Genomic DNA, 26,884 nt, shown 5'->3' on the forward strand with positions numbered 1-26,884 from the left:
ACGCTCGTACTCGCGAACGAACTCACGGACCTCTTCGACGGTGAATCCCACAACGCTGACCATGCGAGATCACTCTCCTTTGCTTGATCGTGACTGACTCACAACCAGCTTGGCAAAGAGGGTACATACGCATATACGCGCATGTACTGCAGGTTTGCGCATGTGATGCGGCAGCGACCGGCCCGAGCCGTCCCACCATGCCGACATGAGATGATTTGCCTATGACCCAAGCACCGGCCCCGATGTACACGCGCGCGGCCAGACGAGCGGCCCGCACGGTGATCGGACGCTACTCCACCAGCTTCTCCCTGGCCTCCCGCCTGCTGCCCAGCCCCGTTTCGGAACGTATCGGCCACCTCTACGCAATGGTCCGCGTGGCCGACGAGGTCGTCGACGGCGCCTGGCCGGACGCCACCGGCGCACAGAAGATCGCGGAGCTCGAGGCCTTCCGCGCCCGCATCGTCCGTGCGGTGGACTGCGGTTTCTCCTCCGATCTGATCGTTCACGCCTTCGCCCAAACCGCCAGGGCGACCGGGATCACCGCCGAACTCTGGGACCCGTTCTTCGCCTCGATGGCCGCCGACGCGGACCCCGAACCCCACACCCCCGAAACGCTGGCCGCATATATCCACGGTTCCGCCGAGGTCGTTGGACTGATGTGCCTGCGCATCTTCCTCGCCGACGCACCGGTCCCGGCCGCGCGCCTGACCCGGTTGGAGGACGGGGCCCGGGCCCTGGGCTCTGCATTCCAGCGCGTGAACTTCCTGCGCGACCTGGCCGAGGACGCGGACGAGCTGCACCGCGCCTATCTGTGCGCATGCCCCGAAACCGGGGAAACACCCCCGGATACCGGGGCATCTTCCCGGTTTGGGGGCATGAACGCCACTGGCATGAACGCCGAGGCCAAGGACCGTGAAGTCGCCGTTATCCGCGCAGACCTGGCCAGGGCGGCGGCCGTCATCGACGAACTGCCCGCCCCCGTACGGCCCGCCGTCTGGGCGGCCCACGACCTGTTCGCCGAACTCACCGAGCGGCTGGACGCCGCACCGGCCGAACTCCTGGCCACTTCCCGGATCCGGGTGCCCGATGCGAAGAAACTGGCGATCGTGGCCGGCGCCGTGTGCCGGGGCGCGACCTCCCGCTCCGGGCAGGCGGGCTCCCCGACACGCACTCTGCTGGAGCGCGCCCTGCTGCCGCACGCCCCGCGCAGCCTGCGCCGAAAGAGCCGGCAGCAGGCGGACCAAGCCCGGGCGGACCAACACCGAACAGACCCGCATGACGAGGACCGGCACGCATGAGAATCGGTGTGATCGGTGGGGGGATCGCGGGTTTGGCCACCGCCACCCTGTTGGCCCGCGCGGGCGCCGATGTGGATCTGTGGGAGAAGAACCCTCAGCTCGGCGGCCGCGCCGGCATCATCGAGGACTCCGGTTTCACCTTCGACACCGGCCCCAGCTGGTACCTGATGCCCGAGGTCTTCGAGCACTTCTTCAACCTGTGCGGCACCTCGACGGACGAACAGTTGGACATGGTCACGCTGGACCCCGGCTACCGCATCTTCGATACGGCCGGCTCCGGTTCCATCGACGTCCCCGGCGCCATCCCGACCGGAGGTCACAGCCCGGCGGCCACGACCGCCCCCATCCACACCGGATCGACCGGAGGTCACGGGGTCCCCCGCGAGCGCGTGCTGTCCCTGGCCGAGTCCCTCGAACCCGGCTCGTCCCACACGTTGGACGCCTACCTGGACGGAGCGAGTGACACCTACCGGCTGGCCCTCGACTCCTTTCTCTACACAACTTTCACGGGCGTGCGCGGCTACTCCGCACTGGCCTCGGCCCGGGTGCTTAGCAGGCTGCCGCGGCTGCCGGGACTGCTGGCCGGCAGCCTGGGGCACCGCGTCGAGCGGACGGTCGAGCACCCACTGCTGCGCCAGATGCTGGGCTATCCCGCGGTCTTCCTGGGCACCGAACCCCGGCGCGCGCCCGCGCTGTACCAGCTGATGAGCCATCTGGATCTGGTCGACGGCGTGCAGTACCCCCTGGGCGGAATGCACACGATCATCACGGCGATCGCGGGTCTGGCGCGGGCCGCGGGCGTGCGCATCCACACCGGCGCCGAGGTCGTGGCAGTGCGGGCGGACCGCCCCACCTCCCGCGGCATGCGGGGCTCCGGCCGGAGCGGCAGTGTGCACGAGGTGCTCATCCGGCGCTCGACCCCGCGTCCGATCCCGCTCTCGACTCCACACGGGGATCCGGCGGGAACCGGGCCCTCGCTGGAGTCGGTGCCGCTGGACTTCCTGGTCGTGGCCGGGGACCAGCACCACTTCGAGACGCGTCTGCTGCCCGGATGGGCGCGCACCGTGCGTCCCCAGGCCTGGGGACGCACGGTGCCTGGTAGGGCGACTATCCACAGCCCGGTGACGCACGGTGGCACACGCGAGCGCGTGGCATCGGCGCTGGGAGGCCGCAAGGACCCCGGCTTCGGGGCGCTGACCCTGATGCTGGGGGTACGCGGACGCCTGCCCGAGCTGACCCACCACAATCTGTTCTTCACCCGCGACTGGGACCGCAACTTCGACCAGATCTTCACCGAGCGCGTCCTGCCACAGCCGGCCAGCGCCTATGTGTGCGCACCATCGGTCACGGACCCATCGGTGGCACCGGCGGACTGCGAGAACCTGTTCGTCCTGGTCCCGGTCCCCGCCGATGAACAGCTGTGCGCAGGCCGGAACGACGTCGAGGACTATGCCGACGGCATCGTCGATGCCATCGGCGCACGCATATACGCCCCGGATCTGCGTGAGCGCACGCTAGTCCGCCATCTGCTGGCCCCCGGTGACTATGCGCGCGCCTATTACGCCTGGTCGGGCACCGCACTGGGACCGGCGAACACGCTGTTCCAGTCCGCGATGTTCCGCGGGCGCACGCTGAGCCGGCGCGTGGGGAACCTGGCCTATGCCGGAACCTACGCCGCGCCGGGGGTGGGCCTGCCGATGGCGCTGATCAGTGCGGAGAACGTCCTCAAGGCACTGTTGGACGACCGCTCCACACATCCGCTGGAGCCCGCGGCACTGCGCAAGGAGGCCCTGCGCGGGGAAACACCGTGCCCGGGAACGCTGCAGCCGGGCGCCGGCCGCACGGGGGTACAGCACCCATGACCTTCGCCTACCTCGGCTGCCTGCTGGGCGGGCTGGCCTGCATGGGATTGCTGGACTGGCGCTTCGGCCTGTTCTGGTTCGCCGATGCTCGCCGCGCCGCCTGGGTGCACGGGATCGGCTTCGTGTGCTTCATCGCCTGGGACCTATTGGGGATCGGCTTCGGCGTGTTCACCCGTGGCCCCAGCCCCTATTTGTCCGGCATCGAGATCGTCCCCCACCTGACGCTGGAGGAACTGTTCTTCCTGGCCTTCCTCATCTGGTGCACCATGGTCCTCTACACGGGATCGGCGAGGATCCTGCACACCCTGCGCAAGCGCCCCGGCGGCTCAGGGGACAGACGATGACCTATACCCTGATCAACCTGGTCTTCCTGGTCCCCGCCGCCATCGTGTTCGGCGTGGCGCTGCGCCGCGGCCGGCAGTCGCGCCGCGGCGGACTGTCGTGGCGCGCGGGGCTGAGCGCCGCCGCGATCCTGTTCGCGCTGACTATAGTGTTCGACAACATCATGATCCTGGTGGGGTTGATGGAGTACAGCAGCGCACACTCCAGCGGAGCGCGCATCGGCCTGATGCCGGTGGAGGATCTGGCCTACTCGCTGTTCGCCGCCCTCGCCCTGCCGGCGCTGTGGAGCCTGTTGGGTCCGACACCACAGCGCGGGCAACCGAGTACCCTGGCCGATACAGGCGAGTCGTCGACGGGAGGAACGCACACGCATGCAGACGAACGCTGAAACCATCCACACGGCAGACGGTCACGCATCCCTGGGCGATGTCATCCGCTCCTCGCGGCCGATCTCCTGGATCAACACGGCCTTCCCCTTCGGCGCCGCCTACCTGCTGGCCGGCGGCAGCCCGGACTGGACGTTCTGGATCGGCTGCCTGTTCTTCCTCATCCCCTACAACCTCGCGATGTACGGCATCAACGACGTCTTCGACTACGAATCGGACCTGCGCAATCCACGCAAGGGCGGCGTCGAGGGGCACCTGGTGCCACCGGGCCACCATCACACGATCATCACCTCGGCCATCCTGAGCTGCCTGCCCTTCATCGCGTACTTCGTGGTCGTCGGCTCCTGGGCGATGGTCGGCGTGCTGGCGCTGAGCCTGTTCGCGGTGGCCGCCTACAGCGTCAAGGGGCTGCGGTTCAAGGAGGTGCCGATCCTGGACTCGGTCACCTCGTCCGTACATTTCTCCTCCCCCGCCTGGTTCGCCCTGGCCTGCGTGGGCGCCTGGCCCGACGCCACCGGCGCCCGCGTGCTGCTGGCCTTCTTCCTGTGGGGCGTGGCCAGCCAGGCCTTCGGCGCGGTGCAGGACGTGGGCCCCGACCGCGCGGCCGGCCTGAAGTCCGTGGCCACCGTGCTGGGCGCCAGGGCCACCTGCCAGCTGGCGGTGCTGCTCTATGCGGTGGCCGGCGTCCTCGTCGCCTTCGCGCCCTGGCCCCTGTGGCTGGGCTCGCTGCTGGCCGTGCCCTATCTGGTGATGGCCGGGCGGTTCTGGAACATCTCGGACGAGGACTCCGCCCGTGCGCACGACGGCTGGAAGTTCTTCATCCGCATCAACTACGTGGTGGGCTTCTTCACCACGGTCCTCATGATCATCTGGAAGGTAGTTCTGTGACAGACGCTGCACCCGCCGGCTTCCCGGCCGCTCCCGCCGCCCATGACGGGTCCGCCCCGCTCATCCACTTCCTGGCGCTGGGCGGCACGATCGCCTCGGTCCCGGCGGATTCCGGGAACGCCGGCGTGACCCCACAGGTAGGGGCCGAGGCCATTGCGGCTGCCGCGCGCCTGGACACCCTGCCGGGCACCGGGCTGGCCGGCGGTCCGGGACCCGAGCTGCTGGGCCCGGAGGGCGCGCCGGCCGGCGGGGTGCGCGTGACCTTCGAGCAGATCGCGCAGGTGGGCTCCGGCGCGATCACCCTGGACCACCTGGCACGCGTTGTGCGCGCCACCCGCAGAGCCGCTGCGGCGGGCGCCCGCGCCGTGGTGCTCACGCAGGGCACCGACACCCTGGAGGAGTCCGCCTTCGCGCTGTCGGTGATGAACGATGCGGGCATCCCGATCGTGCTGACCGGCGCGATGCGCGGGCCATCCCTGCCAGGCGCCGACGGTCCCGCGAACGTCCGCGCGGCCGTGGTCACCGCGCTCGACGAGCAGATGTCGTTCCTGCCGGCCGTGCTCGTGTTCAACGACGAGGTGCACGACCCGACGTTCGTGCGCAAGGCGCACGCGTCCTCGGCGTCGACCTTCACCTCGGGTCCCGCAGCCGGGCCCTTGGGCTGGGTGTCCGAGGACCAGCTCGTCCTGGCGCATATGCCCGCCCGGGTGCCCAGCCCCTTCGGCGTGCCCGAGCAGGAGCCGGGGCCGGAAGGCGCGGCGGGCGCTGGAGCGAACGGCGCGGCGGCCTCGGGCGAGCCTGGCACCGAGCTGCCGGAGATCGCCGGGCGCGGCACCTATCCGGACGTCGCGCTGATCGAGGTGGGCATGGGCGAATCGCTCAAGCTGCTGTCGTACCTGCCGGATGCGGGCTACGCCGGCGCGGTGATCGCGGGTGTGGGCGGCGGCCATGTGCCGTTCTGGGCCCTGGGCGAGGTCGAGGCCCTGGCCAAGCGGGTGCCCGTCGTCTATGCCTCGCGCACCGGCTCGGGCCGGACCCTGGAGTCCACCTATGGCTATCCGGGCTCGGAGTTGGACCTGCAGCGGCTGGGGCTGATCCCCGCGGGCTTCGTCGATGCCAGGAAGGCCCGCCTGCTGTTGACCCTGGCGCTGGCCGCGGGCGCCGAAAGCGAGCAGATCGCCCAGGTCTTCGCCTTCTTCCGCGGGTAGGTTCCCACTCGATGGGGCATGCGTTCATCGAATGTCCCGGCACCGTGAAGTTCTAAACCCCGAGGGGCCCCCACGTTTCGGGAGCCCGCCACCGCGTCCATTCCGGGGAGAACGCCCAGTGGGCCGGGTGTGCCCCGTCTTCGAGGGCAGCCAGCGCGATCTGCGAGTTCGCGCGGATCCGCTCCGTGATCCGGGGTGTCCACATGCCGAATTCGACCGCGCCGGCCAGCTCATCCTCATCCTTGAAGCGCCGGCTCCCATCGGGGCGCACCACCACGTCGAGGATGTGGTCGGCGGTGAACAGGTCTGCTGCGACTCCGACGTCCCCGCTGTCCAACAGCCGGTGCTGCTGTTCGAGGTTGATGTACCAGGACTTGTGCGCCCCGGTGCGGTCGCGGAAGACCCAGACGGAGAAGGGGCTGTCCGCCGGCACAATGCGCAGCACCCCGCTGCCGTACCAGGAGCCCGGCACCTGCACCCGGGTGGGCGGATCCGGCACGAAGCGCACGTCGAAGGGCACCAGGTGCGGATTGATGTCCGCGTAGCCGACCAGCCGGGACTCGACCGTCACACTGTCCCCCGCCAGCCACAGCACGATGCCGCGCTCATCGTGGGCGACCACGCGCAGCGGCTGGACGACCTCGGTCAGGTGACGCGGGTAGTCGTGGCGGCGGAAGTGCCAGCGCACCACATCGCCGTGTTCCAGGTAGGGGCCCGAGGCGACCGGCCGGGTGCCGACCGGCAGCTCCAGTCCGAAGGGGTCGGTGGCACCGCGCACCGACTCCGAGGCGCCAGAGCCCTCTGCGCCCGAAGCCCTCACGCCTGGCCCACCAGCTCTTCCCACTCCCAGCCCAACCAGGGGCTGAAGGCGAAGGGGGTCGCGCGCAGCGCCTGAGTGAGTTGCTCGGGGGCGACCCAGGCGAAGTCCATGACTTCGTCGGCGCGGGCACGCACATCGCCGTCGATCTGCGCGGTGTAGACGGGGCAGATCTCGTTCTCCACGATGCCCGAGGCGTCGATCGCACGGTAGCGGAAGTCCGGCAGGACCTCGGTGATGTCGGTGATGCGCATACCCAGTTCGTCCTGGGCGCGCCGCGCGATGGCCTCGGTGTCGGGTTCGTCCGGACCGGGGTGCCCACAGAAGGAATTGGTCCACACGCCGGGCCAGGTCTTCTTGCTCAGCGCGCGGCGGGTCAGCAGGATCTGGCCCTGTTCATTGTGGACGAAGCAGGAGAACGCCCGGTGCAGGGGCGTGTCCTCCGTGTGCACGGTCGCCTTGGGCGTGGTGCCGATCGGATTGCCGGCGTCGTCCAGGAGTACGACCAGTTCTTCGCTCATTGCGCGCGGGTCCCTTCGAAGATGCTGTTGGCTGTGTGCCGTATGACTGTGTGCCGGGGGCCCGGATGCGCAATCGCACTCGGTATCCTCGGCGGTCATCCCATCCTAATCAACGGCACTGTCACACCGTTCATTCCGGTCACACCCCTGAATGACTTCCACTACTTACCGAAGTGGTGAAAATCCGGCATTTCGGCTCGGAAATCAACATTTCGGTAAGTAGTGGAAAGAGAGGGCCCGGGAGCCGTCGTCAGCGGAGTGGAGCCGGGGCTCGCACTCCGGGGGATCTCACCGCTTGGAGGCGCGGTAGCCGGCATGACGCGCGGCAGCTGCCGAGGAGAAGCACTCCTCCGGGTTGGTCCGGTCGTAGTAGGTACCGCCGGGCACATGGTAGATGCCGGACTGGTTCCCCTTGATCGGGTACGCCCTGGGGCAGTTCCAGCCCGAGGGGACGTAACGCGTCCCGCGCTTCTTCTTGGCCTTCGCCTTCGTCTTGATCACCTTGAGCGTCTGCTTCTTGGAGACCTTGTAGACCTTCTTCTTGCCCTTGAGCGAGTACTTCACGGTCGTCGTGACCTTGTATGTGCCGGCCTTGAGCTTGACGGACTTCTTGTTCTTCGCGACCGTCTTCTTGCCCTTCTTGACGGTCAGCTTGGCGGACTTGACCTTGACCTTCTTGCCCTTGGAGTACTTGGGCTTGACGGTGGCCTTGGCGGATCCCTTGACCTTCTTATTGGGGATCTTCTTGACGGTGACCTTCTTGGCCGCCGAGGTCGCGGCCTGGGCCGTGGCGACCGTCGCCTCGGGTGCCAGGGCCTGGATGGCGGGGGTGCCACCGGCGACGAGGCCGAGGGCCACTGCCGCAGAGACGAGGACGCGGGAGATGCGGGATGTTGCGCTCATATTCACTTTCATGAGTGGGTCCGCCCAATGCGGACTACCTGAGCAGAACTTTAGCGGAAGCTCCGAGAAACATAAGGTGAGGTGCATTACAGTGCGATGGCGAGGAGCACCCCGTATGTCGGCGGAACAGTCCGATGTCAGACCTCCCGGCTAGCATGGTCGCATGACCACTAGCCCGCTCCAGACACCCACGCTGTTCGATGATCCTCTACAGCGCGCCAGGAGCTTTCCGCGTCTGCGGTACATGGGATCGAAGTACCGGCTACTGCCCGCGCTCTGGGAAGTCTTCAATCACGTGGGTGGCACCACTGCGGTTGATGCTTTCTCCGGATCCGGAGTGGTCTCATATCTGTTGAAGTCCATGGGGTTCTCCGTGGTCAGCAATGACTTCCTCCATTTCCCCACGACGATCACCCGGGCCACGGTAGAAAACCAGCACGCCACCCTACCTACAGACCTGGTGGAGAAGATCTGTGGACCGGCAGCAGATGACCGCGACTTCATCCAGAGCACATTCGACGGATTGTACTTCAGCGCCGAAGACAGGGCATTCCTCGACTCGGCTTGGTCCCATATCGACCAGTTGGACGACTACACCCGCGACATCGCGCTTGCCGCCTTGGTTCTGTCCGCCGCCCGCAAACAGCCGCGAGGCGTCTTCACCTTCACCGATTCGTCCCGCTATGCCGATGGCCGCCGCGACCTCCAACTCCCACTGCACCAGCACTTCCGCGAACACGTCACAGATTACAACTCAGTGGTCTTCGAATCGGAGCGGACCAGCATGTCCGTCCATGGAGACGTGTTCGAACTCCCGCAGGACTCCCCCGACCTGGTCTACCTGGACCCGCCCTATGCCCCGCCCAGTGACGACGCCGACTATATGAAGCGCTATCACTTCCTCGAAGGCCTCAGCCTGTACTGGCGCGGAGTCACCATCATGGAGAATACGAAAACCAAGAAGATCGAGAAGAAATACACTCCCTTCGCATACAAACGGACGATTGAAGATGCGTTGGACCGCACTTTCGACAAGTTCAAAAACGCCGGGGCGATCATCCTGTCCTATTCGTCGAACGCGTTGCCCGGACGCGACCGCATCATTGAAATCCTTCAGGCCTACAAACCGCGGGTGGAAGTACGCGAAGTAGACCATACCTATGCGTTCGGAACGCACTCCGCTGCCACCAGACGAAACGTAACCGAATACATCTTCGTGGGCAGGGACTGATGAGCACTCCTGTCACCTTCGACGACTATCTATCCTCGCTCGGCCGATTGACACCCCATATCGACCCGACTTCGACAACTGCCCAAACAGAAGCGATCAAGGGTGCAGCCCAGAGCCTTGAATGCATACAGGAGATCAGCGTAGAGGCCCTTGCCGATTGGGTTATCCGCTACCCGGCAGACGTCCCCGTCCTCGGGCTCATGGTCGGGCTCAGCCAGGAAAAGCTCAAAAACGCCCTGCGCAACCGCTTCGACACATCCGGCTGGACGACCTTGGCCAAAGCAGAGCCCGAAGCTCTCATCACCTGGTTCGATGAAGAGTTCGACCTGGTCAGGCTGACGGCCGCACAGCTGAACCACTCCTACACCCTGGGCGACATCTTGGTGGCCAGGGCCGGTACCAGAGTCACGGCTACCCGTGCGGGCGTATCAGGGCGCAGAGTTGAGGACCGAATCGAAGCGGTAGCCATCGAGCTCGGTCTGCCCTATGCCACTCGGACACGATTCACCGGCCGCAATAACCGCAGCGCGCCGTGCGACCTCGTGATTCCAGGAACTGCGGACCCACAGATCGTCGTAGCGGCCAAGGGATTCGATTCAACCGGAAGCAAGCTGACCGATGCGGTCAGGGAGATCGAGGAAATGGCAGAAGTCCGCTTGCCCCGCCAATACGTTATGGCAGTCATCGACGGCATCGGCTGGAAGTCCCGTCAATCGGACCTGCGGAAGATCCATCAGTTGTGGACCGACCGGCAAATCGACGGAATGTACACCCTGAAATCCCTCGACACATTTCGGGATGATCTGCGATCCGCCGCGTTGAGGACGGGGCTGCTTCCAAAGGTCTAATCGGATCACTTCCAGCCGCCGCCCCCGCACCACACCCACCCCACCCCGCTCCCATCGCGGACAGCACCCCGACCCAATCGGGAGACATGTATAGCATGGCTATATGTCTCCCCGCTCACACGCTCAGCCCACCCCAGCACATCCCCCCAAGGCCCCCGGCATCCTCTTGTTCGTGCTCGTCGCGACCATGGCGATCGGCCCGATCTTCAACTACTCGCTGGGCGCGCTGAGTTCCGAAGTGGTGCGGACCTATGGCATCACCGAGGGACAATACGGCCTCATCATCACCCTGCTGTTCATCATCGCCGGCGGCAGTTCGATCGTGCTGGGCATCCTGTCGGACCGCATCCCCGTACGCCTGCAGATCACTCTGATCTTCCTGACCATGGTCGTCTCCTTCCTGGTCAGCATCACGGCCCCGACCTATGCGGCACTGCTGGTCGCCGCGGTCTTCGCAGGCCCCGCGGCGGCCCTGTCGAACCCCGCGACCAACCGGATCATCGCACACAGCGTCCCCCTGCGACAGCGCGGCGCATGGATGGGCTGGAAGCAGTCGGGCGTGCAGTTCGGCCTCCTGTTCTCCGGTTTGACAGTCCCGCTGGTTGGCGGCCTGGCCGGCTGGACCGGCGTCGCCATCATGTGCGCGTCCGTCGCCGGCGTACTGCTGGTCGTCGCTTGGTTCGTCATCACCCGCCTACAAAACTCCCCCACCGAGGCCACCACCCGGCAGGTGCTCCCCGAGGACGCGACGGACGCCACCGACTCCGGCGCGGAACCCGCCGGGGCACCCCGGCCGAGCGATACCGCCGGCCCGGCCGAGGCCTCGGCCGGGGAACCGCAGCCGGCGCGCCTGCCGCTGGCCGTCTGGCTGTTCGCCGTCTGCTCCTTCCTCAACGCGGTGGGCACGCAGGGCCTGAACGCCTACGCCTCGCTGTTCGCCGTGCAGACCGTCGGATTCCCGATCCAGTTGGCCGGCCTCCTACTGGCCGCGATCGGCGTGGCCGGCATCCTCAGCCGCAACGCCTGGGGCCGGATGGCAGGCCGCTTCGCCCGGCCCGCGGCGATGATCAAGACGATGAGCCTGGGCGGAATCGTCGGCCTGGCCTGCCTGGCCGCCGTCGCCCTGTGGCACATTCCCGTGTTCCTGTGGCTCGGCGTGCTGCTGCACGCGGCGTTCCCCCTGGCGGCGAACGTCGTCATCAACTCCGGCGTCATGGCGGTTGCGCCGAGGTCCAAGATCGGTGTGGCCTCGGGCCTGGTGGCCGCCGGGATGAACTTCGGGTTCGCCGTGGGCCCCGTGCTGGTGGGCTTCGGTTTCGACAACTGGAACAGCTACCTGCCCGGCTGGATCGTACTGGCGATCATGTACGCCGCCTGCTTCGCAGTGGCCGTGTGGTTGGGCCGCGCCCAAAGGGGACACGGCGCACCCGCGGTGGGCTGAGCACTGCCCAGCCGACCACCAGCCGTCCGGGCGCCGGCCAGCCGCCCCTTCCCACCTCGTGTTTCACGTGAAACACCACTCAACCGACACACCACTCAACCCGCGGCCGGCTCCCCCACCTGCAACGAGCCCGCACCGTGCCCGGACACCCAATCGCGCACAACGCCGTGCCGATCGATGTGGACAGTGGGTCCCGTTGTCGATGAGGAGACGACCTCCGCGCCCGACTGCACGGCCCGAATCGCCAGGTCGGCCGCGTGCAGCCGCTGTTGCAGGGGCCCGTAGGCGGCGTCGTTGATCGGCACCAGCACCAGGTCGGCCTCCCCGATCCGGGCGACACTGTCCGGATAGTGCATGTCATAGCAGACGTAGGCCGTCACCGCGCGCCCCGCCAGCCGCACCGACCCGGCGGAGTACTCCCCCGTGCCGATCTCGTCCGGGGCGATGTGGAGCTTCGCATTGACCAACACCTGGCGCCCCTCGGCGTCGACCATGATGACCCGCTTGAGGTGGTCCGCACCGCGCACCTCGACGGCGTGGAAGACGATGGCCACGTCCAGCTCGCGGGCCGCCTCGGCCGCCCGGGGCCGCAGATCCCAGGACAGCGAGTTCTCCGGCCATACGACCACGGTCGGCCCCGCCGCGGCGCTCCGCGCGCCGGATTCCTCCAGGGCCGCCGAAGTGGCCCGTTGCAGTGCGCCGACGTCCTCCCGAGTCGCGGGCACATCGACGCCTCCGGCGGTCGGTTGCTGGAGCGCGAGGATCCGCGCGGGACCCGACGCCGGCCCCGCACCGGGCATCCGCCAGACTATGACGTTGGCCCCGGCGACCACGCCCATGAGCACCACGGCGAGCGCGGGACCGGCCAGCGTCCGCGCGAGGCGCGCCCGCGGAGTCGGCAGCGCTCGACCGGCGAGCCCGGCCCTGCCGGCGGACGGCCTCCCGCTGGCCGGCAAGGTCCCGCCAACAAGCGCCGCCCGCCCCACGCCCACGAGCAGCCACGCGATCAGCGCATTGGCCAACACGACCGCGGCCTCGAGCGTGGTCTCGCCGCCGAGGGGGCCCGGCCCCAGGCCCGCCAATTGCAGCACCCCGCTGTTGCGCCACACCGCATACCCCAGGTGCGGGATCCACCAGTCCTGCGTCACGGGCAGGTGCATGCGGACGAATGTCAGCGCGGGCCAGCAGACCACCAGCAGGGCCAGCACGAACGGGAATGCGAGCCGGCGCAGTTCGAACAACCGGAACAGATTGGCCGCCAGCGCCACATAACCCACGCTCGCCAGCACGGCCAGCCACACGGGCATGAAGGTGTAATACCAATACGTGGTGGGCAGCAGCCAGGCTGCGAAGAAACACAGTCCGGCCGGGTAGCAGCGTCGCGGGGGAATCCGCCGGGCCAGGGCCAAGGACGGGGCGATGGCACAGAAGGCCGGCAGCTGGAGCCACCACACGTCGAGGAAGGTCGCCAGGGCGACCATCGCCCCACCGGCCGCGAAGACGAACCACGCGCCCTTACCGAGGAGCACACCGGACGGTCGGCCACCGAAGCCCGCCGCATCGCCCGCCGCGCCGCGCCTCACTGTGTGATCGGCCATGTCCGAACCCCGTCCCCGGGCCGACTGTGGCCCGTCACCCAATCATCGTAGTAGCGGCTCAGCAGTCACACCGCCCAGAACGGTCTAAGGTGGACCTCGGCCCGCGCACGGTCGGACCGGTGCGCAGCGGACAGTTGCACCAGGGCCGATCCGAAGGGAACACCATGCCCACACCACCGAACAACGGCCACTTCGCACATTCGGGCACGCACGAACAGGCGTGGCCGGCACTGTGGTCGATGATCATCGGCTTCTTCATGATCCTGGTCGACGGCACCATCGTGTCGGTCGCGATGCCGCGCATCGCCGGGGACTTCGACCGCAGCGTCACCGATGTCATCTGGGTCGTCAGCGCCTATCTGCTGGCCTATGCCGTGCCACTGCTGGTGACCGGGCGGATGGGAGACCGCTTCGGCCCCAAGCGCGTCTACCAGATCGGCCTGGTCGTCTTCACCCTGGCCAGCCTGTGGTGCGGCCTGTCCGGCGGGCTGGCCATGCTCATCGTGGCGCGCGTGGTCCAGGGCCTGGGCGCAGCCCTCATGTCCCCGCAGCCCATGGCCGCCATCACCCGCCTGTTCCCCGTCGAACGGCGCGGACCGGCGATGAGCGTCTGGGGCGCCACCGCCGGCGTGGCCACCCTGGTGGGCCCGATTCTGGGCGGGGTGCTGGTCGATGCGGTCGGCTGGCAGTGGATCTTCTTCATCAACGTACCCATCGGGATCGTGGCCTTCATCCTGGCCGAACGCAATGTCCCGCGCATGGCCGTGCACTCCCACCGCTTCGACATCCTGGGCGTCTTCCTGTCCGCCGTGGGTATGTTCCTCATCGTCTTCGGCATCGAGGAGGGCGCGAAGTACCGCTGGGGCGTCATCACCGGGATCCTCTCCATCCCCCTGCTGATCGGCCTGGGCGTGGTGTGCATGGTCGTCTTCGTGATCTGGCAGGGGGTGCAGCGCCGCACCGAACCACTGGTGCCGCTGCGCCTGTTCCGCGACCGCAACTTCACCCTGGCCAATGTCACGGTGGCCACGATCGGCGCGTCCATCAGCACCTTCGCGCTGCCGCTGGTGACCTGGGCGCAGACCGTCCCCGGGTATTCGCCCGCACAGTCGGCCCTCATCATGGCACCGCTGGCGGTGATCGGCGGGGCCCTGTCGCCCATTGTGGGCAAGAACCTCAACCGGTGGAGCCTGCGCTGGACGGCCTGCATCGGGTTGGCCTGCTTCGGCATCGGCCTGGCGCTCGAGGCCGCGGTCATCTCGACGAATCCGCATTGGTTGTGGGTCGCCCTGGCCTCGATCCCGATGGGCATCGGCAACGCCGCGATGTGGGCGCCGCTGTCGATGCTGGCCACCCGGAACCTGGGCCCGCGCGAGGCCGGGGCGGGTTCGGGCATCTTCAACACCACGCGGCAGATCGGCTCCGTGGTGGGAGCCGCGGCGGTCGCGGCGATGATGACGGCGCGCCTGAACACCCGGCTGGCCGAGGCCGCAGCCGGGATGGGCGGTACCGGCGGCTCGGGTGGTGGCGCGGGTTCCGCCGGGACCGGCCAGGACGGCGCTGGTGCCGGCGATGCGGGTGCCGGTGCGGTCGAGCAGGGGGCGGGTGCGGCCTCGCTCCCCGACTTCCTGCACGGCGCGTTCTCCCAGGCCATGGGCGACACGCTCTTCCTGCTGGTGGCGATCGTGGCCGCGGGCGTCGTCGCCACCCTGTTCATCAGCTCGGGACGGGCGCTAAGTAGGAAGTGACGGGGCGGGTGCAGCGCCTGGGGTGACTGCGCACACGTAGGCTGGAGCCCTATTCATTCATCCGCCTTGTACACAAAGGAGGCACCCATGCGCATGCCCATCGGCGAGTTCCTGCTCACGCGCCTGGTCCAGGCCGGCGTCACCGAACTCATCGGCGTCCCCGGCGACTTCAACCTCAATCTGCTCGAGCAGGTCCCGCAGGTCCCCGGCATCCGCTTCGTCGGAACCACCAACGAGCTCAATGCCGCCTATGCAGCAGATGGCTACTCGCGGGCCCGCGGTCTGTCCGCCCTGCTGACCACCTATGGAGTGGGCGAGCTCAGCGCCCTGAACGGGATCGCGGGGGCTGCGGCCGAACACGTGCCGGTCGTCTCCATCGCCGGCGCTCCCCCGCTGTACGCCACCGAGGGCCGCTGGGAACTGCACCATTCGATGGCCGACGGCGACTTCAGCAATATGCTCTCCTCGATCGGCCAGTTCACCGCCGCAGCCGTGCGCATCACCCCGATCAACGCGGCCGAGGAGATCGACCGCATCCTGCACACCGCGATCCGCGAGAAGCGCCCTGTGCACATCCAGGTGCCCAGCGATATCTCGCATCTGACGATCGAGGTCCCCGACGCCCCCTTCGACCCCGGACTGCCGAGTTCCGATCCGGAACGTCTGGCCGCCGCGGCCGATGCCGTGCTCGAGCTATGGGCCAGGGCCCAGCGCCCGGCCATGCTGATCGACCAGGATGCGGACCGCCATGGTTTCGCCACGGCTCTGCAGGCCCTGTCCCGCCTGACCGGCACGCACTATGCGCAGTTGGGCACCGGCAAGGGGATTCTCAGCGAACACGATCCGCTGTTCCTGGGCACCTATGGCGGGGCCAACTCCCCCACCGGGGTCCGCCTGGCGATCGAAGACGCGGACTTCCTGCTGACCACCACACCGCGCTTCATCGAGACGAACTCCGGATCCTTCACCCATCATCTGCCCCAGCAGGCGATCGTCGACATCGGCGACCAGCACGTCAGCGTGCACGGCGCCGAATACGTGGGGATCACGGTGAGCGAGCTGCTGGCGGTGCTGGTCGAACGACTCGAGGACGGTTCGGGGGCCGCTGCGCCGGGCGGAAGCGCCACGGCGGGTGACACCGCCGCCGGAGCCGGCGTGGCCTCGGCCCCGAAGGCACCCGCCGCAGACGTGGCCGGCCCGGACATGCCCGGCCCGGACGCCCCGCTGGACCACGCGCGCCTGTGGCCCCGGATGGCGGCCTTCGTGAACCCCGGCGACACGGTGATCGCAGAGGCCGGGACCTCGCACATCGGCCTGTCCGTGCAGACGCTGCCGGAGGGCGTGCGCTACATCAACTCGGGCATCTGGGGTGCGATCGGCTTCACCCTGCCGTGCCTGTTCGGTTCCCAGCTGGCCGAACCGGAGCGTCGGCATCTGCTGTTCATCGGGGACGGCTCGTTCCAGCTGACCGCGCAGGAACTGTCGACGATCCTGGCCCATGAGCAGGCGCCGATCATCTTCCTGCTGAACAACCGCGGCTATACGATCGAGCGCTGGATCATGGGCATGGACGCCGCCTACAACGATGTGGCCGACTGGGACTACGCCGCTCTGCCGCAGGTGTTCAAGCGCGACTCCGCGATGCGCAGCCACCGCGTGCACACCTTCGGGCAGTTGGAGGAGGCGCTGGCCGCCGCCGGCGCGGCGCAGGAGCGCGGCGTCGGTTCGTTCGTGGAACTGCACCTGGACGCCGAGGACGCGCCGGCCGGGCTCAAGGCCTTCGGTCCCGCGACGGCCCGGTTCGACTACGGCCCGCGCGGTCCGGTCAACGGCTGAGCCGCACGGACGCCGGCATCTTTGGACCATCTGTCTCAGATTGGACCGGACGAACGGCCCAATCTGAGATAGACGGTGCGAAGTTGCCGCGCACCGACACCGCGCACCCGCCACACACCCGATAGACGTGATACCTGTCACATTCATGAAACATCGACTCACTACGGTAGCCGCATGACATCGACTGCACAGACCCCGGCCGCAGCCGGCACCGAAGCCCTGGTGGACATCCGCAATGTTGAGAAGTACTACGGAGACTTCCACGCACTCAAGGACATCAACCTGCAGATCGCCCCCGGCGAGGTGGTGGTGGTGATCGGGCCCTCGGGCTCCGGCAAGTCCACCCTGTGCCGGACGATCAACCGGCTCGAGACGATCGAGTCGGGCACGATTTCCGTCGATGGTGCACCCCTGCCGGCCGAGGGCGCGGCGTTGGCGAATCTGCGCTCGGAGGTCGGCATGGTCTTCCAGTCGTTCAATCTGTTCGCGCATATGACGATTCTGGAGAACGTGACCCTGGGTCCGATCCGGGTGCGCCGGCTGTCGAAGGCACAGGCCGAGGCCGAGGCGATGGAGTTGTTGGCCAGGGTGGGGGTGGATCATCAGGCGCAGAAGTATCCCGCGCAGCTCTCCGGTGGGCAGCAGCAGCGTGTGGCGATTGCGCGGTCTTTGGCGATGAAGCCGAAGGTGATGCTCTTCGATGAGCCGACCTCGGCTTTGGATCCGGAGATGATCAACGAGGTCCTCGATGTGATGGTGGGCCTGGCCAAGGAGGGGATGACGATGGTGGTGGTGACCCATGAGATGGGGTTCGCGCGCAAGGCCGCGGATCGGGTGGTGTTCATGGCCGATGGGCAGATCGTGGAGGTGGGCACGCCCGAGGAGTTCTTCACCAATCCTCGCTCGGAGCGTGCGCAGACGTTCTTGGCCCAGATCCTCGGCCACTGATGCGAACGGCTCGAACAACCGCCGGCACCACGGCCCCCGAAACCCCCACGGGATCCGCGCCCACCCACCCCATGCGGGACCTAGCCCGCGCCGCGGCTCTGACGGACCCGGCCCCCGATGCCCCGATCGTCTGGGTCTCCGAACCCATCGCGGCCTCGGCAGTGGCCGAACTCTCCGACTTCCTGGTCGTCCCCGGCTACGGCCCCACCGCGGTGCCGTACGCGCGGATCGCCCCGGTCGTGGCCGCCGTCATGCTGCGCAGCAGGGCCTTCCCCGCCGCCGAGGTCGCGGCCGGCACGAGCCTGCGGATCATCGCCAGGCACGGAGTCGGCTTCGACGCCGTGGACATCGGCGCGGCGGCCGCCCGCGGCATCCCCGTGACCAACACACCGGGCGGCAATGCGGTGGCCGTGGCCGAGCTGACCCTGGCCCTGATCCTGGCGGTCTACCGCCGCCTGCCGATCGCCGCACACGCCACCGACCGGACCCCGGACGGCTTCGAGGCCCTGCGTGGGCACAACGTCCAGGGCAAGACCCTGACCCTGGTGGGCGCGGGCTCGATCGCCAGGGCGGTGGCCGTCCGCGCGCTGGCCTGCGGAATGCGGGTGCGCCTGGCGATCATCGACTCCGCGGACGTGGACCGGGTCGAGCGGATCCGCCGGACGGCGGCGGAACTCTCCGAGGTGGCCCCCGCACTCGGCTCGGCCGAAACCCCATCCGGCTCGGCCGCGGCACCGACAATCGAAACAGTCGAGGCCATCGACCTGGATACCGCCCTGGCCGACACGGACGTGCTCAGCCTGCACGTTCCACTGAGCGACCGGACCCGCCACCTGATCGACGCTGCGGCCCTGGCCCGGCTGCCGGACAGGGCGATCGTCGTCAACACCGCCCGCGGGGGCATCGTCGACGACACGGCCCTGGCCTCGGCCATCGCCGCAGGGGATCTGGCGGGCGCCGGGCTGGACTGCACAGAGGTCGAGCCGGTTCCCACCGACCACCCACTGCGCAAGCTGCCGGGTGTGATCGTGACCCCGCACATCGGCGCACTGACCGCGGAGACCGCCGACATCGTGGGCTGCCAGGCAGCTCGGCAGATCGCCGCTGTGCTACACGGCGGCCGGCCGCAGCACGTGGTGAATGCGCATCTGCTGCCCGCGGCGGACTGATCCGGCGCCAGACTGACGCCATCGGAACCCACCCGCTTCGAAACACCTCCGAAACACGCTCTTCGCTCGACCGATACACCCCACTCCTAGGCTCACTATCAGTGATGCACATCACACTAGAAGAATGTGAGTACCAAATGAAGAAGCTCGTCACCGGAATCCTGTCCATCACCGCAGTGGGCGCCCTGGCCCTGACCGGCTGTGGCAAATCGGGCAGCCCCACCGATTCCGCCGACGGCGGCACGGAGGCGCCGGAATACACCGTCGCCTCCGATGTGAAGCTCGACGGCAGCCCCACCATGAAGCGGATCGAACAGAACGGCAAGATCAAGATCGGCATGGCCATGGACTCGCCGGGCCTGAGCTACAAGGGCACCACGGACAAGGAGCCCAAGGGCTACAACGTGGAAGTCGCCAAGATCGCAGCCGCCTCCCTGGGCCTGGGCCCGGACAAGATCGAATACGTCGACACCTCCACGCCCAACCGCGAACCGTTCCTGCAGAACGGGCAGGTCGACATGGTGGTCTCCAGCTACACGATCAACGATGAGCGCAAGAAGGTCATCGACTTCGCCGGCCCCTATTACAACGCCGGCCAGGACCTGCTGATCAAGGACGACGACGATTCGATCAAGTCCAAGGGGGACCTGGCCGGCAAGACCGTGTGCTCCACCGCCGGCTCCACCCCCGCACAGAACATCAAGGCGAACTTCAAGGAGACCAAGCTGGTCACCTACGACAACGGCAGCAAGTGCCTATCGGATCTGCAGAGCGGGAACGTCGACGCCTACACCACCGACGACATCGTGCTGCGCGGTTACGCCGCCGCCAATGAGGGCCTGAAGGTGGTGGGCGATCCGTTCACCGAGGAGCCCTACGGCGTCGGCCTGCCCAAGGGCGACAAGGAGATGCGCGAGGCGGTCAACGACGGCCTGGAGAAGGGCGGGGAATCCGGCAACGGCGATATGAAGAAGGCCTGGAGCTACGTCTTCAAGACCGAGGACGGCTACCAGGACCCGAAGGTCGACCGCTACTGAGCCCGGGGCCCGGGCCGGCTCGGAACCGGCCCGGGCCCTCCGTCCTGCCGAGGGAGAACCCCGCCCATGTCCCTGAGTCAACTCATCGTCAACTTCGGCCACGGCATCCTGGGCACGCTGCAGATCTTCGTCCTGACATTGATCCTCAGCCTGATCCTGGGCGCCTTCCTGGCCGTCCTGCGGGTCAGCCCCGTGCCGATCTTCCGGTTCATCGGCGGCCTGTACGTCAACATCATCCGCAACACCCCCGGCGTGCTCATCCTGTTCTTCTGCGCGTTCGGCCTGCCCTACCTGGCGGTGCGGTTCAGCTCCGATCCGGGTGTCAATTCGTACTTCTACGCGGTCCTGGCCCTGTCCCTGTACACCGCGGGCTTCATCTGCGAGGTGTTCCGCTCCGGGATTTCGACAGTGCCGTTGGGCCAGTCCGAGGCGGCACGGGCCATCGGCCTGCGGTTCGGCCAGTCGTTGCGCTTCATCATCCTGCCGCAGGCCATCCGGACGGTCATCCCGCCGTTGGCCAGCGTCATCATCACGATGCTCAAGTCCACCTCGATCACCTCGGCGTTCAACAACCAGGAGATCATCTTCGCGATGCAGAACGCGATCGAGAAGCGCGGAGACATCGTCGTGCCGATCCTCATCGGCACCGCGGCCGTCTACATCGTGTTGAACTTCCTGCTGGGCCGCGCATTCAAACTCATCGAGAAGAAGGCGGTGATCCTGCGATGACGAACGCGGCCCTGGCCCACTTCGACGTCCCCGGTCCCAAGCAGAAGCGCACCATCAACATCGTGTCCGTCATCGGCACCGTGGTGTTCATCGGCCTGATCGCCTATGTGATCTACCGTTTCCAGGTGACCGGCCAGCTGGACCCGAAGAAGTGGGACCCCTTCACCTATTCCGATATCCAACTGGCCCTGCTGCAGGGCCTGTGGTCGACCATCCGGGTTGCTCTGATGTCCGCGGTGCTCACCCTTGCGATCGGCTTCATCTTCGGCCTGGCCCAGTTGTCCCGGGTCAAAGCCGTGGCCGGCACCGCCACCGTGCTCATGGAGCTGTTCCGCGGAGTCCCCGTGCTGCTGCTCATCTTCATCATGTTCTACATCGGTGCGGGCAATCTGAGCCCCTACTGGTCGGTGGTGCTGGGCGTGGCGGCCTACAACGGCATGGTCGTCGCCGAGATCATCCGCGCCGGCATCCTGTCGGTGCCGGCCGGCCAGCAGGAGGCGGGCAAGTCGATCGGCCTACGCAGCCCGCAGATCATGATGCTCATCCTGCTGCCACAGGCCCTGCGCGCCATGACGCCGACCCTGGTCAGCCAGATGGTGGTCATGCTCAAGGACTCCGCACTGGGCTACCTGGTGACGTACACCGATCTGCTCTACGTGGTCAACAACATCGGCCGCGACTTCAACAATCTGCTGCCCACCTTCATCGTGGGCGCCGCCCTCTACGTGGGGCTCAACCTGTGCATCTCCGGTGTGGCGAAACTGCTGGAGATGCGACAATCGCTCAAACTGTCCTTCTCACTCAAGGGCGTCGGCCCCGCCGCCCGCCAGTAAGTACCGTGGCACTATCCGCACCGAAGCGAAAGAGGAATGTCCGTGTCCACTGACTCCCCCGCCCTCTACACCCCCGCCGCCGACTTAGCCGCCATGATGGCGGCCAGCCTGCGCGGGGAGGCCACCTCCTACCCCGCCGACTGCGTCGACATCTCGAAGGGCGAACCGGATTTCGACACCCCGGCGCCCATCATCGACGCCATGACCGATGCGCTGCGCTCGGGCTATACGCACTACACCTCGCTGGTGGGCGACCCCGAGCTGCGCGCGAAGATCGCCGCGAAGTACGCCCACTGCCCCACGCCGCCGGATGCCGCCGATGTGCTGGTGACCCACGGCGGGGCGGCGGCCATCATGTCGACCATGTCGGCCGTACTCAATCCGGGCGACACCGTGGTCATCCCCGAGCCCACCTTCTCCGTCTACGCGGACACCGCAAGGTTCCGGCAGGCCAAGGTCGAGTTCGTGCCGCTGACCACCGATCTGCACCTGGACCTCGACGCACTGCGCACGGTCCTGCCGGGGGCCCGGCTGCTGGTCCTGTGCAATCCGGGCAATCCGACGGGTGCCGTGTGCTCCCGGGCGGACCTGGAGGCGGTGGCGGACATGCTGGCCGGCACCGACACCCTGCTCCTGGCCGACGAGGCCTATGAGAACTTCGTGTTCGAAGGCGAGTTCACCTCTGCGCTTGACGTGCCGGGGCTGGCCGAGCGCACCATGCTGGTCCAGACCTTCTCCAAGTCCTATGCGATGACCGGGTGGCGGCTGGGCTACGCCATCACCCCACCGGGGGTCACGCAGGTGGTCCAGCGGATGCACCGGCTGATGAACGGCAGCGTGTCCACCGCGGGCCAGCGCGCCGCGATCGCCGCGCTGGATCTGGGCGAGGCGGGCTATGCGGACATGGTGGCGACCTTCCGGCACCGCCGCGACTACGTCTCGGAGCGCCTGGACGACATGCCGGGCGTCACACACGTCAAACCGCAGGGTGCCTTCTACACGCTGTTCGCCTATCCGCAGGACCTGCCCAGCACCACGATGCTGGCCCGGCTGGGAGAACGCGGAGTGGCGCTGCGGGCCGGTGCGGAATACGGGCCATCCGGCGAAGGCCACCTGCGCCTGTCCTTCGCCGCCGACATGGCGACCCTGGTCCGCGCGATGGACATCATCGAACTGGGGATCAAGGAGATCGAGGGGTAGGCGGGTGCCCGAACACGTCGTTCCCACGGAAACACGGTGCCCTAGGGGCGTGTTTGCGTGGGAACGACGTGTTTAACTCTGCTGACAAGGAGCCACACCCAGTAGACAAGGGCTGCCAGTGTCGAAATCACCCCGAGGAAGAATGCAATGGGCGCCGAGGTGAACCAGTAATCAACCGATACCGTCGTTGGACCAGCAACCGGACCATAACCACACGACACGTGCGGCGGGAACTCCTCGATCGATACACCAGAGCCAAATGTGATCATGTCAGTTTCATGCCCCACACAACCCACCGCTGCTGACCGGGCCCGGATCGACCAGAAATCCAAGTAGATCAACACATAGTAGGACAGTGCGATCAGCAAGGGACCGGCGATGGACAGCGTGATCATCAGTCTTCGCAGGGCGACTGAATTGCTCATCCGGATCTCCTCGCAATATGGTTCAGCAGGTTATCAAACATGCGTCCTTGTGGGTGAGCATCTTGGGATCATGCGTTTCAGATTGGGCCGGACGAACGGTCGAATCTGAGACAAACGGCCCAACGATACAGCGCGGGCGGCCGTACACCCCTACAGGTGCAGGAATTTGGCGAGTTCGTGGCGGAGCTCGGCGCCGCGCGCCAGGGGGATGGTCAGCAGGGTGAACAGGCTCAGGCAGGCGCTGAGCACCGAGGGCCAGGGATTGCTCACCCAGCCCAGGGCCAGGAACACCAGCGGCACCAGGCCCAACAGCACCGTCAAACCGCTGTAGACGATGTGCTCGCCCACCTCGATCCGCAGTGAGAACACCGTGATGAGGACCGCCACGATCATCGCGGCGCACACGATCGGCACGGCATAGGTCAAGCCCCAGTCGTGCCAGCCTGTCAGATAGTCCCAGTACACGGCCACCAGGGACAGCACCACCACCAGGGACAGAGCCGTGCGCGCCACATTGCGCCGCTGGCTGGCCGCGGTGAGCACCACCAACCACATGGCAGACACGCCCAGCCACAGGGACCGGAACACGCCTACACCGGAGAAGCTGCGCTCGAATAGCAGCTGCACCGCCAAGGACCCCAGCACCACCGCCAGCGACGATGCGGCCAGGGCGCGGAACAGGCGCCGGCGCGAAAAGGTCAGGGGGACCTCGGGGAAGGGGCCGGGCAGAGGATCGCCGGTCAGCGCGGTGGTGCACAGGGGGCAGCGCGTCCAGTCGCCCAGCACGTGTGCGCTGCAGGCGGGGCAGTACCGGCCGGCCGCGCCGGGGTCGGGCTGATCCTGCCCGCCGGGCCGCTCTTCCGGTTCGCCGGCTCCCCTCACGGCGTCCGCCCCGGTCACGAGGCCGCCCTTTCCAGCTCGGCCTCGGTCACCCGGGCAGCTGCCACGGTCACGGGCACCCCGCGCTCGGTCAGCAGGCGGACGAACTCGGCGATGTGGCCGGTCTGGGAGAACGGCGAGGTGAAGGTAAGCGTGAAGGTCCCCGCGTGGGATGCCACGCAGAACTGCGGGCGGGCGGCGGAGACCTGGCACTGCAGTGGGCCCACGTGCCGAGCTGCGGCAGGAGGCAGTTCGACGCGGCCCAGGTTCGACACCGCGATCGACAGGCTGTGGTTGTTCAACCAGTTGAGCAGGCGCAGGATCGGGTCCTTGAGCAGGCGTGGGACGGCGCGCAGCAGCGGATTGCGTTCGAAGGCGATGAGCCGGCGCAGCCCGCGTTCGAGTTCGGCGGGTTCGATCAGCGGGACGAACTGCGATTGCAGATCGCGACAGACCGTGGACAGGGAGTCGGGGTCGGTCCGCCGAGCCGCTGCATCGTCATTCGGGCGGGTGGGGTCCCCAGCGCGCAGCGGGCCGTAGGCGTGGGCGATGCGCACCGTTGCGAAGAAGTTCCGCGGCGAGGTCGAGGGGAAGAACTGCCGTAGGTTCACCGGCACGGATGCCGCCAACGTCTGGGGCCTTTTGAACGCTTGGGGATCCGCCGCGCGCAGGGCCTGGAAGAACAGGGCGGTGAAGTAGATGGTGGGCGAGACCGCTTCGGCCTTCGCCAGGTTCAGGGCGGCACGGGCCGGCATGGTCAGTTCCACCGCCCGCGTGCGGTTGTCCGGGTTCCGGGCGCCGCGGACCCGGTAGGCCCGGCCCGGCCGGGAGCGCTTCGTGTTCGCAGTTGCCGATGCGGTTGAAGTCTCCGGGCCGGGGCGGGAACCTCGCGGGTCCGAAGCATCAGGTTCCGAGCTACCCGGGTCTGAGGTATCCGGACCCGGAGTGCGCCAGGAATTGCGGCGGAAGTGCTGGGCGAAGCTGTCGACGGCCAGGTCGAGTTCGGACTCGACACGGGCGGATCCGGGGTGTGGGCCCGCACTCCCCGCGGCCTCGGCCGGGGCCGCAATCCCGGTATCCGCTGTCCCGACGGTGGCGTCGTCGGCTCCATCCATCCCGCCGGCCGGTGCGGCGGGGAACTCCTGTGGATAGCGCAGGCGCGAATACGCTTCCAACAGATCGCTTAAGAACCACAGAGCACCGGTGCCGTCGGACAGCGCGTGGAAGACCTCTACGCTGATGCGGTCCTCGTGGTAGACCACGCGAAACAGCAGATTGCGCCGCTCCGGATGATAGAGCGCGGCGCAGGTCGGCAGGTCCTCCTGTTCGACCCGCGGACGCAGATCGCTGTCCTGCAGGTAGTACCAGAAGACCCCGCCGCGCAGCACCGCGTGGTAGAGCCGGTAGCGGTCGAAGGTCTCATCGAGGGCGCGCTGCAGAAGTTCGGGATCGACCGGCGCGTCCACGGTGCCGCCCAGTCGAAAGACCTTCGGATCGGACTCGGTGCGCGCGGCCAGAAAGATATTGGAGGCGTTGTCCAGGCGCACCCAGGTGCGACGGTCCGGAACGCTGCGGCGGCCTCGGCGGCTCATGGCGTGCCCTCCTGCGGCCCCGCATCGGGCGCCGCGTCGGGAGCTGTATCGCCCGCGGATGCCGGGCTGTCCCCGGCCTCGGCGCCGTCGAGGAATTCGTTGATCACACGGTAGGACTCCCGCAGGGCGCTTGCGAAGGTCGGCAGGGTGATGAAACCGTGCAGGGCGCCGGGCACCCGGTGGATGCGCACCCGGTTTCCGGCGGCGCGCAGGGCCCGACCATAGGCCTCTCCCTCATCGCACAGCAGATCGAGTTCCGCGCTGATGAGCAGAGTGTCGGGCTGTCCGGCCAGTTCTGCGGCCGGGGCCTCCAGGGGTGCTACCCGCGGGGTCCGGCGGGTGGCCGGGTCCGGCGCGTAGAGCTCGAGGTATTCGTCGATCTCCGTATTGGTCAGCCGGTAGTCCTCCCCGTGTTCCCTGACCGAGGCGAACGGCGAGCTGGCGGGGTCGTGGTTCCAGTGCGTGACGGGGTACAGCAGGATCTGGCGGCGCGCCGTCGGCACACCGCGTTCGGCCAGCACCTGGGAGACCACTGCGACCAGATTGCCACCGGCCGAATCCCCCATCAGCACAATGCGCGAGGCATCGACGACCCCTGCGCGATCCGGTTCGGCCAGCAGCAGGCCCGCGACCCGCACACAGTCCTCGAGCCCCGCGGGGAACGGGTGTTCGGGTGCCAGACGGTAGTCCACGGAGGCGACCACGCAGCCGGTGGCCTCGGCCAGGTGGGCGCAGGCCGGTGTATAGGACTCGATGTCCCCTGTCACCCAGCCCCCGCCGTGGAAGAACAGCAGCACGTCCTCGCGGGTGCGCGTGCGCGGTTCGAATACGCGCACGGGAATGGTGTGGGAACCGGTTTCCGCCTGGATCTGCGTGTCGAGGAAGTGATAGCGCGGTACGGGCCGGGCCGCCAGGCCGCGTTGGACCTTCCGGACCTTCTCGTAGTCACGGCGCATATCGATCCGGGGCGCGGCGAAGAGTCGCAACACGGCCCGCAGCAGCGGATTCATGTACCAAGCATAGGGGCCGGGGCTGACACGGGCTCACAGTCTGCGAGCACTGGATGGGCGCGGGGCCCACTCGCTCCCCCGCAAACACCACCCCAGCGCGAGAACAACCGGTAAGCGCGAGAACGCCGTGCTACA

Annotated in this window: 25 protein-coding genes; 17 read left to right on the forward strand and 8 right to left on the reverse strand. The window is 67.6% G+C overall.

Going from position 1 to position 26,884, the window contains the following annotated elements; genetic code table 11:
* The first annotated feature begins 221 nt into the window (after nt 1–221).
* Genes NQ034_RS13445 through NQ034_RS13470 form a run of 6 tightly spaced genes read left to right on the forward strand, consistent with a single transcriptional unit; the run spans nt 222 to nt 5,984 of the window.
* Complete coding sequence (locus NQ034_RS13445; RefSeq protein WP_257049452.1) at nt 222–1,298, forward strand: phytoene/squalene synthase family protein; 1,077 nt, start codon at nt 222–224, stop codon at nt 1,296–1,298.
* Nucleotides 1,295–3,160, forward strand: a complete 1,866-nt coding sequence (locus NQ034_RS13450) for an FAD-dependent oxidoreductase (RefSeq protein WP_257049453.1) — start codon at nt 1,295–1,297, stop codon at nt 3,158–3,160. Before NQ034_RS13445 ends, NQ034_RS13450 begins: the two co-directional genes overlap by 4 nt.
* Nucleotides 3,157–3,504 carry a lycopene cyclase domain-containing protein gene (locus tag NQ034_RS13455; RefSeq protein WP_257049454.1) on the forward strand — a complete coding sequence of 116 codons (348 nt, stop codon included), beginning with the start codon at nt 3,157–3,159 and terminating at the stop codon, nt 3,502–3,504. Before NQ034_RS13450 ends, NQ034_RS13455 begins: the two co-directional genes overlap by 4 nt.
* Entirely contained in the window at nt 3,501–3,890 is a 390-nt protein-coding gene (locus NQ034_RS13460; RefSeq protein ID WP_257049455.1) for a lycopene cyclase domain-containing protein, read from the forward strand. Before NQ034_RS13455 ends, NQ034_RS13460 begins: the two co-directional genes overlap by 4 nt.
* Nucleotides 3,874–4,776, forward strand: coding sequence for a prenyltransferase (locus tag NQ034_RS13465; protein WP_257049456.1), 903 nt, complete (start codon nt 3,874–3,876; stop codon nt 4,774–4,776). Before NQ034_RS13460 ends, NQ034_RS13465 begins: the two co-directional genes overlap by 17 nt.
* Nucleotides 4,773–5,984, forward strand: coding sequence for an asparaginase domain-containing protein (locus NQ034_RS13470; protein ID WP_257049457.1), 1,212 nt, complete (start codon nt 4,773–4,775; stop codon nt 5,982–5,984). Before NQ034_RS13465 ends, NQ034_RS13470 begins: the two co-directional genes overlap by 4 nt.
* A gap of 52 nt (nt 5,985–6,036) precedes the next feature.
* Here the strand turns inward: NQ034_RS13470 and NQ034_RS13475 are convergent, their stop codons facing one another.
* The 3 genes from NQ034_RS13475 to NQ034_RS13485 all read right to left on the reverse strand — a co-directional run bounded on the left by NQ034_RS13475 (nt 6,037) and on the right by NQ034_RS13485 (nt 8,225).
* Complete coding sequence (locus NQ034_RS13475; RefSeq protein WP_257049459.1) at nt 6,037–6,804, reverse strand: DUF402 domain-containing protein; 768 nt, start codon at nt 6,802–6,804, stop codon at nt 6,037–6,039.
* Nucleotides 6,801–7,322: an isopentenyl-diphosphate Delta-isomerase gene (gene idi / locus NQ034_RS13480; protein WP_257049461.1), complete on the reverse strand. Its 522-nt coding sequence runs from the start codon at nt 7,320–7,322 to the stop codon at nt 6,801–6,803. The genes NQ034_RS13475 and idi overlap by 4 nt, the downstream gene beginning before the upstream one ends.
* A 288-nt stretch (nt 7,323–7,610) precedes the next feature.
* On the reverse strand, nt 7,611–8,225 hold the full coding sequence (locus tag NQ034_RS13485) for a sunset domain-containing protein (protein WP_257049463.1): 615 nt from the start codon (nt 8,223–8,225) through the stop codon (nt 7,611–7,613).
* A gap of 163 nt (nt 8,226–8,388) precedes the next feature.
* Between NQ034_RS13485 and NQ034_RS13490 the strand changes: the two genes are divergently transcribed.
* The 3 genes from NQ034_RS13490 (at nt 8,389) to NQ034_RS13500 (ending at nt 11,745) form a co-directional block, all read left to right on the forward strand.
* Nucleotides 8,389–9,456: a DNA adenine methylase gene (locus NQ034_RS13490; RefSeq protein WP_257049464.1), complete on the forward strand. Its 1,068-nt coding sequence runs from the start codon at nt 8,389–8,391 to the stop codon at nt 9,454–9,456.
* Nucleotides 9,456–10,304 (forward strand): hypothetical protein, encoded by an 849-nt coding sequence (locus NQ034_RS13495; RefSeq protein WP_257049465.1) that lies wholly within the window; start codon nt 9,456–9,458, stop codon nt 10,302–10,304. Before NQ034_RS13490 ends, NQ034_RS13495 begins: the two co-directional genes overlap by 1 nt.
* A gap of 103 nt (nt 10,305–10,407) precedes the next feature.
* Nucleotides 10,408–11,745: an MFS transporter gene (locus tag NQ034_RS13500; RefSeq protein ID WP_257049467.1), complete on the forward strand. Its 1,338-nt coding sequence runs from the start codon at nt 10,408–10,410 to the stop codon at nt 11,743–11,745.
* Nucleotides 11,746–11,840: 95 nt separating this feature from the next.
* Here NQ034_RS13500 and NQ034_RS13505 read toward each other — a convergent pair whose 3' ends face one another.
* Nucleotides 11,841–13,343 (reverse strand): hypothetical protein, encoded by a 1,503-nt coding sequence (locus NQ034_RS13505; protein WP_257049469.1) that lies wholly within the window; start codon nt 13,341–13,343, stop codon nt 11,841–11,843.
* A 164-nt stretch (nt 13,344–13,507) separates the two neighbouring features.
* On the opposite strand from NQ034_RS13505, the gene NQ034_RS13510 reads away from it, so the two are divergent.
* The 8 genes from NQ034_RS13510 to NQ034_RS13545 all read left to right on the forward strand — a co-directional run bounded on the left by NQ034_RS13510 (nt 13,508) and on the right by NQ034_RS13545 (nt 22,843).
* Nucleotides 13,508–15,091, forward strand: a complete 1,584-nt coding sequence (locus tag NQ034_RS13510; protein WP_257049470.1) for a DHA2 family efflux MFS transporter permease subunit — start codon at nt 13,508–13,510, stop codon at nt 15,089–15,091.
* An 87-nt stretch (nt 15,092–15,178) separates the two neighbouring features.
* Nucleotides 15,179–16,927 (forward strand): alpha-keto acid decarboxylase family protein, encoded by a 1,749-nt coding sequence (locus tag NQ034_RS13515; RefSeq protein ID WP_257049472.1) that lies wholly within the window; start codon nt 15,179–15,181, stop codon nt 16,925–16,927.
* 174 nt (nt 16,928–17,101) lie between these two features.
* Nucleotides 17,102–17,875, forward strand: coding sequence for an amino acid ABC transporter ATP-binding protein (locus NQ034_RS13520; protein ID WP_373566599.1), 774 nt, complete (start codon nt 17,102–17,104; stop codon nt 17,873–17,875).
* Entirely contained in the window at nt 17,875–19,044 is a 1,170-nt protein-coding gene (locus tag NQ034_RS13525) for an NAD(P)-dependent oxidoreductase (protein ID WP_257049473.1), read from the forward strand. The genes NQ034_RS13520 and NQ034_RS13525 overlap by 1 nt, the downstream gene beginning before the upstream one ends.
* 137 nt (nt 19,045–19,181) lie before the next feature.
* Nucleotides 19,182–20,081, forward strand: a complete 900-nt coding sequence (locus tag NQ034_RS13530) for a glutamate ABC transporter substrate-binding protein (RefSeq protein WP_257049474.1) — start codon at nt 19,182–19,184, stop codon at nt 20,079–20,081.
* 66 nt (nt 20,082–20,147) lie between these two features.
* On the forward strand, nt 20,148–20,810 hold the full coding sequence (locus tag NQ034_RS13535) for an amino acid ABC transporter permease (protein WP_257049476.1): 663 nt from the start codon (nt 20,148–20,150) through the stop codon (nt 20,808–20,810).
* Entirely contained in the window at nt 20,807–21,643 is an 837-nt protein-coding gene (locus tag NQ034_RS13540; RefSeq protein WP_257049477.1) for an amino acid ABC transporter permease, read from the forward strand. Before NQ034_RS13535 ends, NQ034_RS13540 begins: the two co-directional genes overlap by 4 nt.
* A gap of 42 nt (nt 21,644–21,685) precedes the next feature.
* Nucleotides 21,686–22,843 (forward strand): pyridoxal phosphate-dependent aminotransferase, encoded by a 1,158-nt coding sequence (locus tag NQ034_RS13545; protein ID WP_257049478.1) that lies wholly within the window; start codon nt 21,686–21,688, stop codon nt 22,841–22,843.
* Nucleotides 22,844–22,884: 41 nt separating this feature from the next.
* Here NQ034_RS13545 and NQ034_RS13550 read toward each other — a convergent pair whose 3' ends face one another.
* The 4 genes from NQ034_RS13550 to NQ034_RS13565 form a co-directional block, all read right to left on the reverse strand.
* Nucleotides 22,885–23,268, reverse strand: coding sequence for a hypothetical protein (locus NQ034_RS13550; RefSeq protein WP_257049479.1), 384 nt, complete (start codon nt 23,266–23,268; stop codon nt 22,885–22,887).
* A 150-nt stretch (nt 23,269–23,418) separates the two neighbouring features.
* Entirely contained in the window at nt 23,419–24,168 is a 750-nt protein-coding gene (locus NQ034_RS13555) for a DUF6320 domain-containing protein (RefSeq protein WP_373566596.1), read from the reverse strand.
* A complete protein-coding gene (locus NQ034_RS13560; protein ID WP_257049480.1) occupies nt 24,165–25,739 on the reverse strand; it encodes an alcohol acetyltransferase in 1,575 nt (524 codons plus the stop codon). Before NQ034_RS13560 ends, NQ034_RS13555 begins: the two co-directional genes overlap by 4 nt.
* Complete coding sequence (locus NQ034_RS13565) at nt 25,736–26,749, reverse strand: alpha/beta hydrolase (protein WP_257049481.1); 1,014 nt, start codon at nt 26,747–26,749, stop codon at nt 25,736–25,738. The genes NQ034_RS13560 and NQ034_RS13565 overlap by 4 nt, the downstream gene beginning before the upstream one ends.
* Nucleotides 26,750–26,884: the final 135 nt, after the last annotated feature.

The organism is Brevibacterium moorei (genome assembly GCF_024580735.1).
Taxonomy (GTDB): Bacteria; Actinomycetota; Actinomycetes; order Actinomycetales; family Brevibacteriaceae; genus Brevibacterium; species Brevibacterium moorei.

Coding starts and splice junctions, on each gene's coding strand:
- NQ034_RS13465 (WP_257049456.1), top strand. CDS start 3,874: ATGCAGACGAACGCTGAAACCATCCACACGGCAGACGGTCACGCATCC.
- NQ034_RS13505 (WP_257049469.1), bottom strand. CDS start 13,343: ATGGCCGATCACACAGTGAGGCGCGGCGCGGCGGGCGATGCGGCGGGC.
- NQ034_RS13525 (WP_257049473.1), top strand. CDS start 17,875: ATGCGAACGGCTCGAACAACCGCCGGCACCACGGCCCCCGAAACCCCC.
- NQ034_RS13530 (WP_257049474.1), top strand. CDS start 19,182: ATGAAGAAGCTCGTCACCGGAATCCTGTCCATCACCGCAGTGGGCGCC.
- idi (WP_257049461.1), bottom strand. CDS start 7,322: ATGAGCGAAGAACTGGTCGTACTCCTGGACGACGCCGGCAATCCGATC.
- NQ034_RS13520 (WP_373566599.1), top strand. CDS start 17,102: ATGACATCGACTGCACAGACCCCGGCCGCAGCCGGCACCGAAGCCCTG.
- NQ034_RS13445 (WP_257049452.1), top strand. CDS start 222: ATGACCCAAGCACCGGCCCCGATGTACACGCGCGCGGCCAGACGAGCG.
- NQ034_RS13540 (WP_257049477.1), top strand. CDS start 20,807: ATGACGAACGCGGCCCTGGCCCACTTCGACGTCCCCGGTCCCAAGCAG.
- NQ034_RS13460 (WP_257049455.1), top strand. CDS start 3,501: ATGACCTATACCCTGATCAACCTGGTCTTCCTGGTCCCCGCCGCCATC.
- NQ034_RS13550 (WP_257049479.1), bottom strand. CDS start 23,268: ATGAGCAATTCAGTCGCCCTGCGAAGACTGATGATCACGCTGTCCATC.
- NQ034_RS13560 (WP_257049480.1), bottom strand. CDS start 25,739: ATGAGCCGCCGAGGCCGCCGCAGCGTTCCGGACCGTCGCACCTGGGTG.
- NQ034_RS13450 (WP_257049453.1), top strand. CDS start 1,295: ATGAGAATCGGTGTGATCGGTGGGGGGATCGCGGGTTTGGCCACCGCC.
- NQ034_RS13455 (WP_257049454.1), top strand. CDS start 3,157: ATGACCTTCGCCTACCTCGGCTGCCTGCTGGGCGGGCTGGCCTGCATG.
- NQ034_RS13485 (WP_257049463.1), bottom strand. CDS start 8,225: ATGAGCGCAACATCCCGCATCTCCCGCGTCCTCGTCTCTGCGGCAGTG.
- NQ034_RS13500 (WP_257049467.1), top strand. CDS start 10,408: ATGTCTCCCCGCTCACACGCTCAGCCCACCCCAGCACATCCCCCCAAG.
- NQ034_RS13510 (WP_257049470.1), top strand. CDS start 13,508: ATGCCCACACCACCGAACAACGGCCACTTCGCACATTCGGGCACGCAC.
- NQ034_RS13515 (WP_257049472.1), top strand. CDS start 15,179: ATGCGCATGCCCATCGGCGAGTTCCTGCTCACGCGCCTGGTCCAGGCC.
- NQ034_RS13495 (WP_257049465.1), top strand. CDS start 9,456: ATGAGCACTCCTGTCACCTTCGACGACTATCTATCCTCGCTCGGCCGA.
- NQ034_RS13490 (WP_257049464.1), top strand. CDS start 8,389: ATGACCACTAGCCCGCTCCAGACACCCACGCTGTTCGATGATCCTCTA.
- NQ034_RS13565 (WP_257049481.1), bottom strand. CDS start 26,749: ATGAATCCGCTGCTGCGGGCCGTGTTGCGACTCTTCGCCGCGCCCCGG.
- NQ034_RS13535 (WP_257049476.1), top strand. CDS start 20,148: ATGTCCCTGAGTCAACTCATCGTCAACTTCGGCCACGGCATCCTGGGC.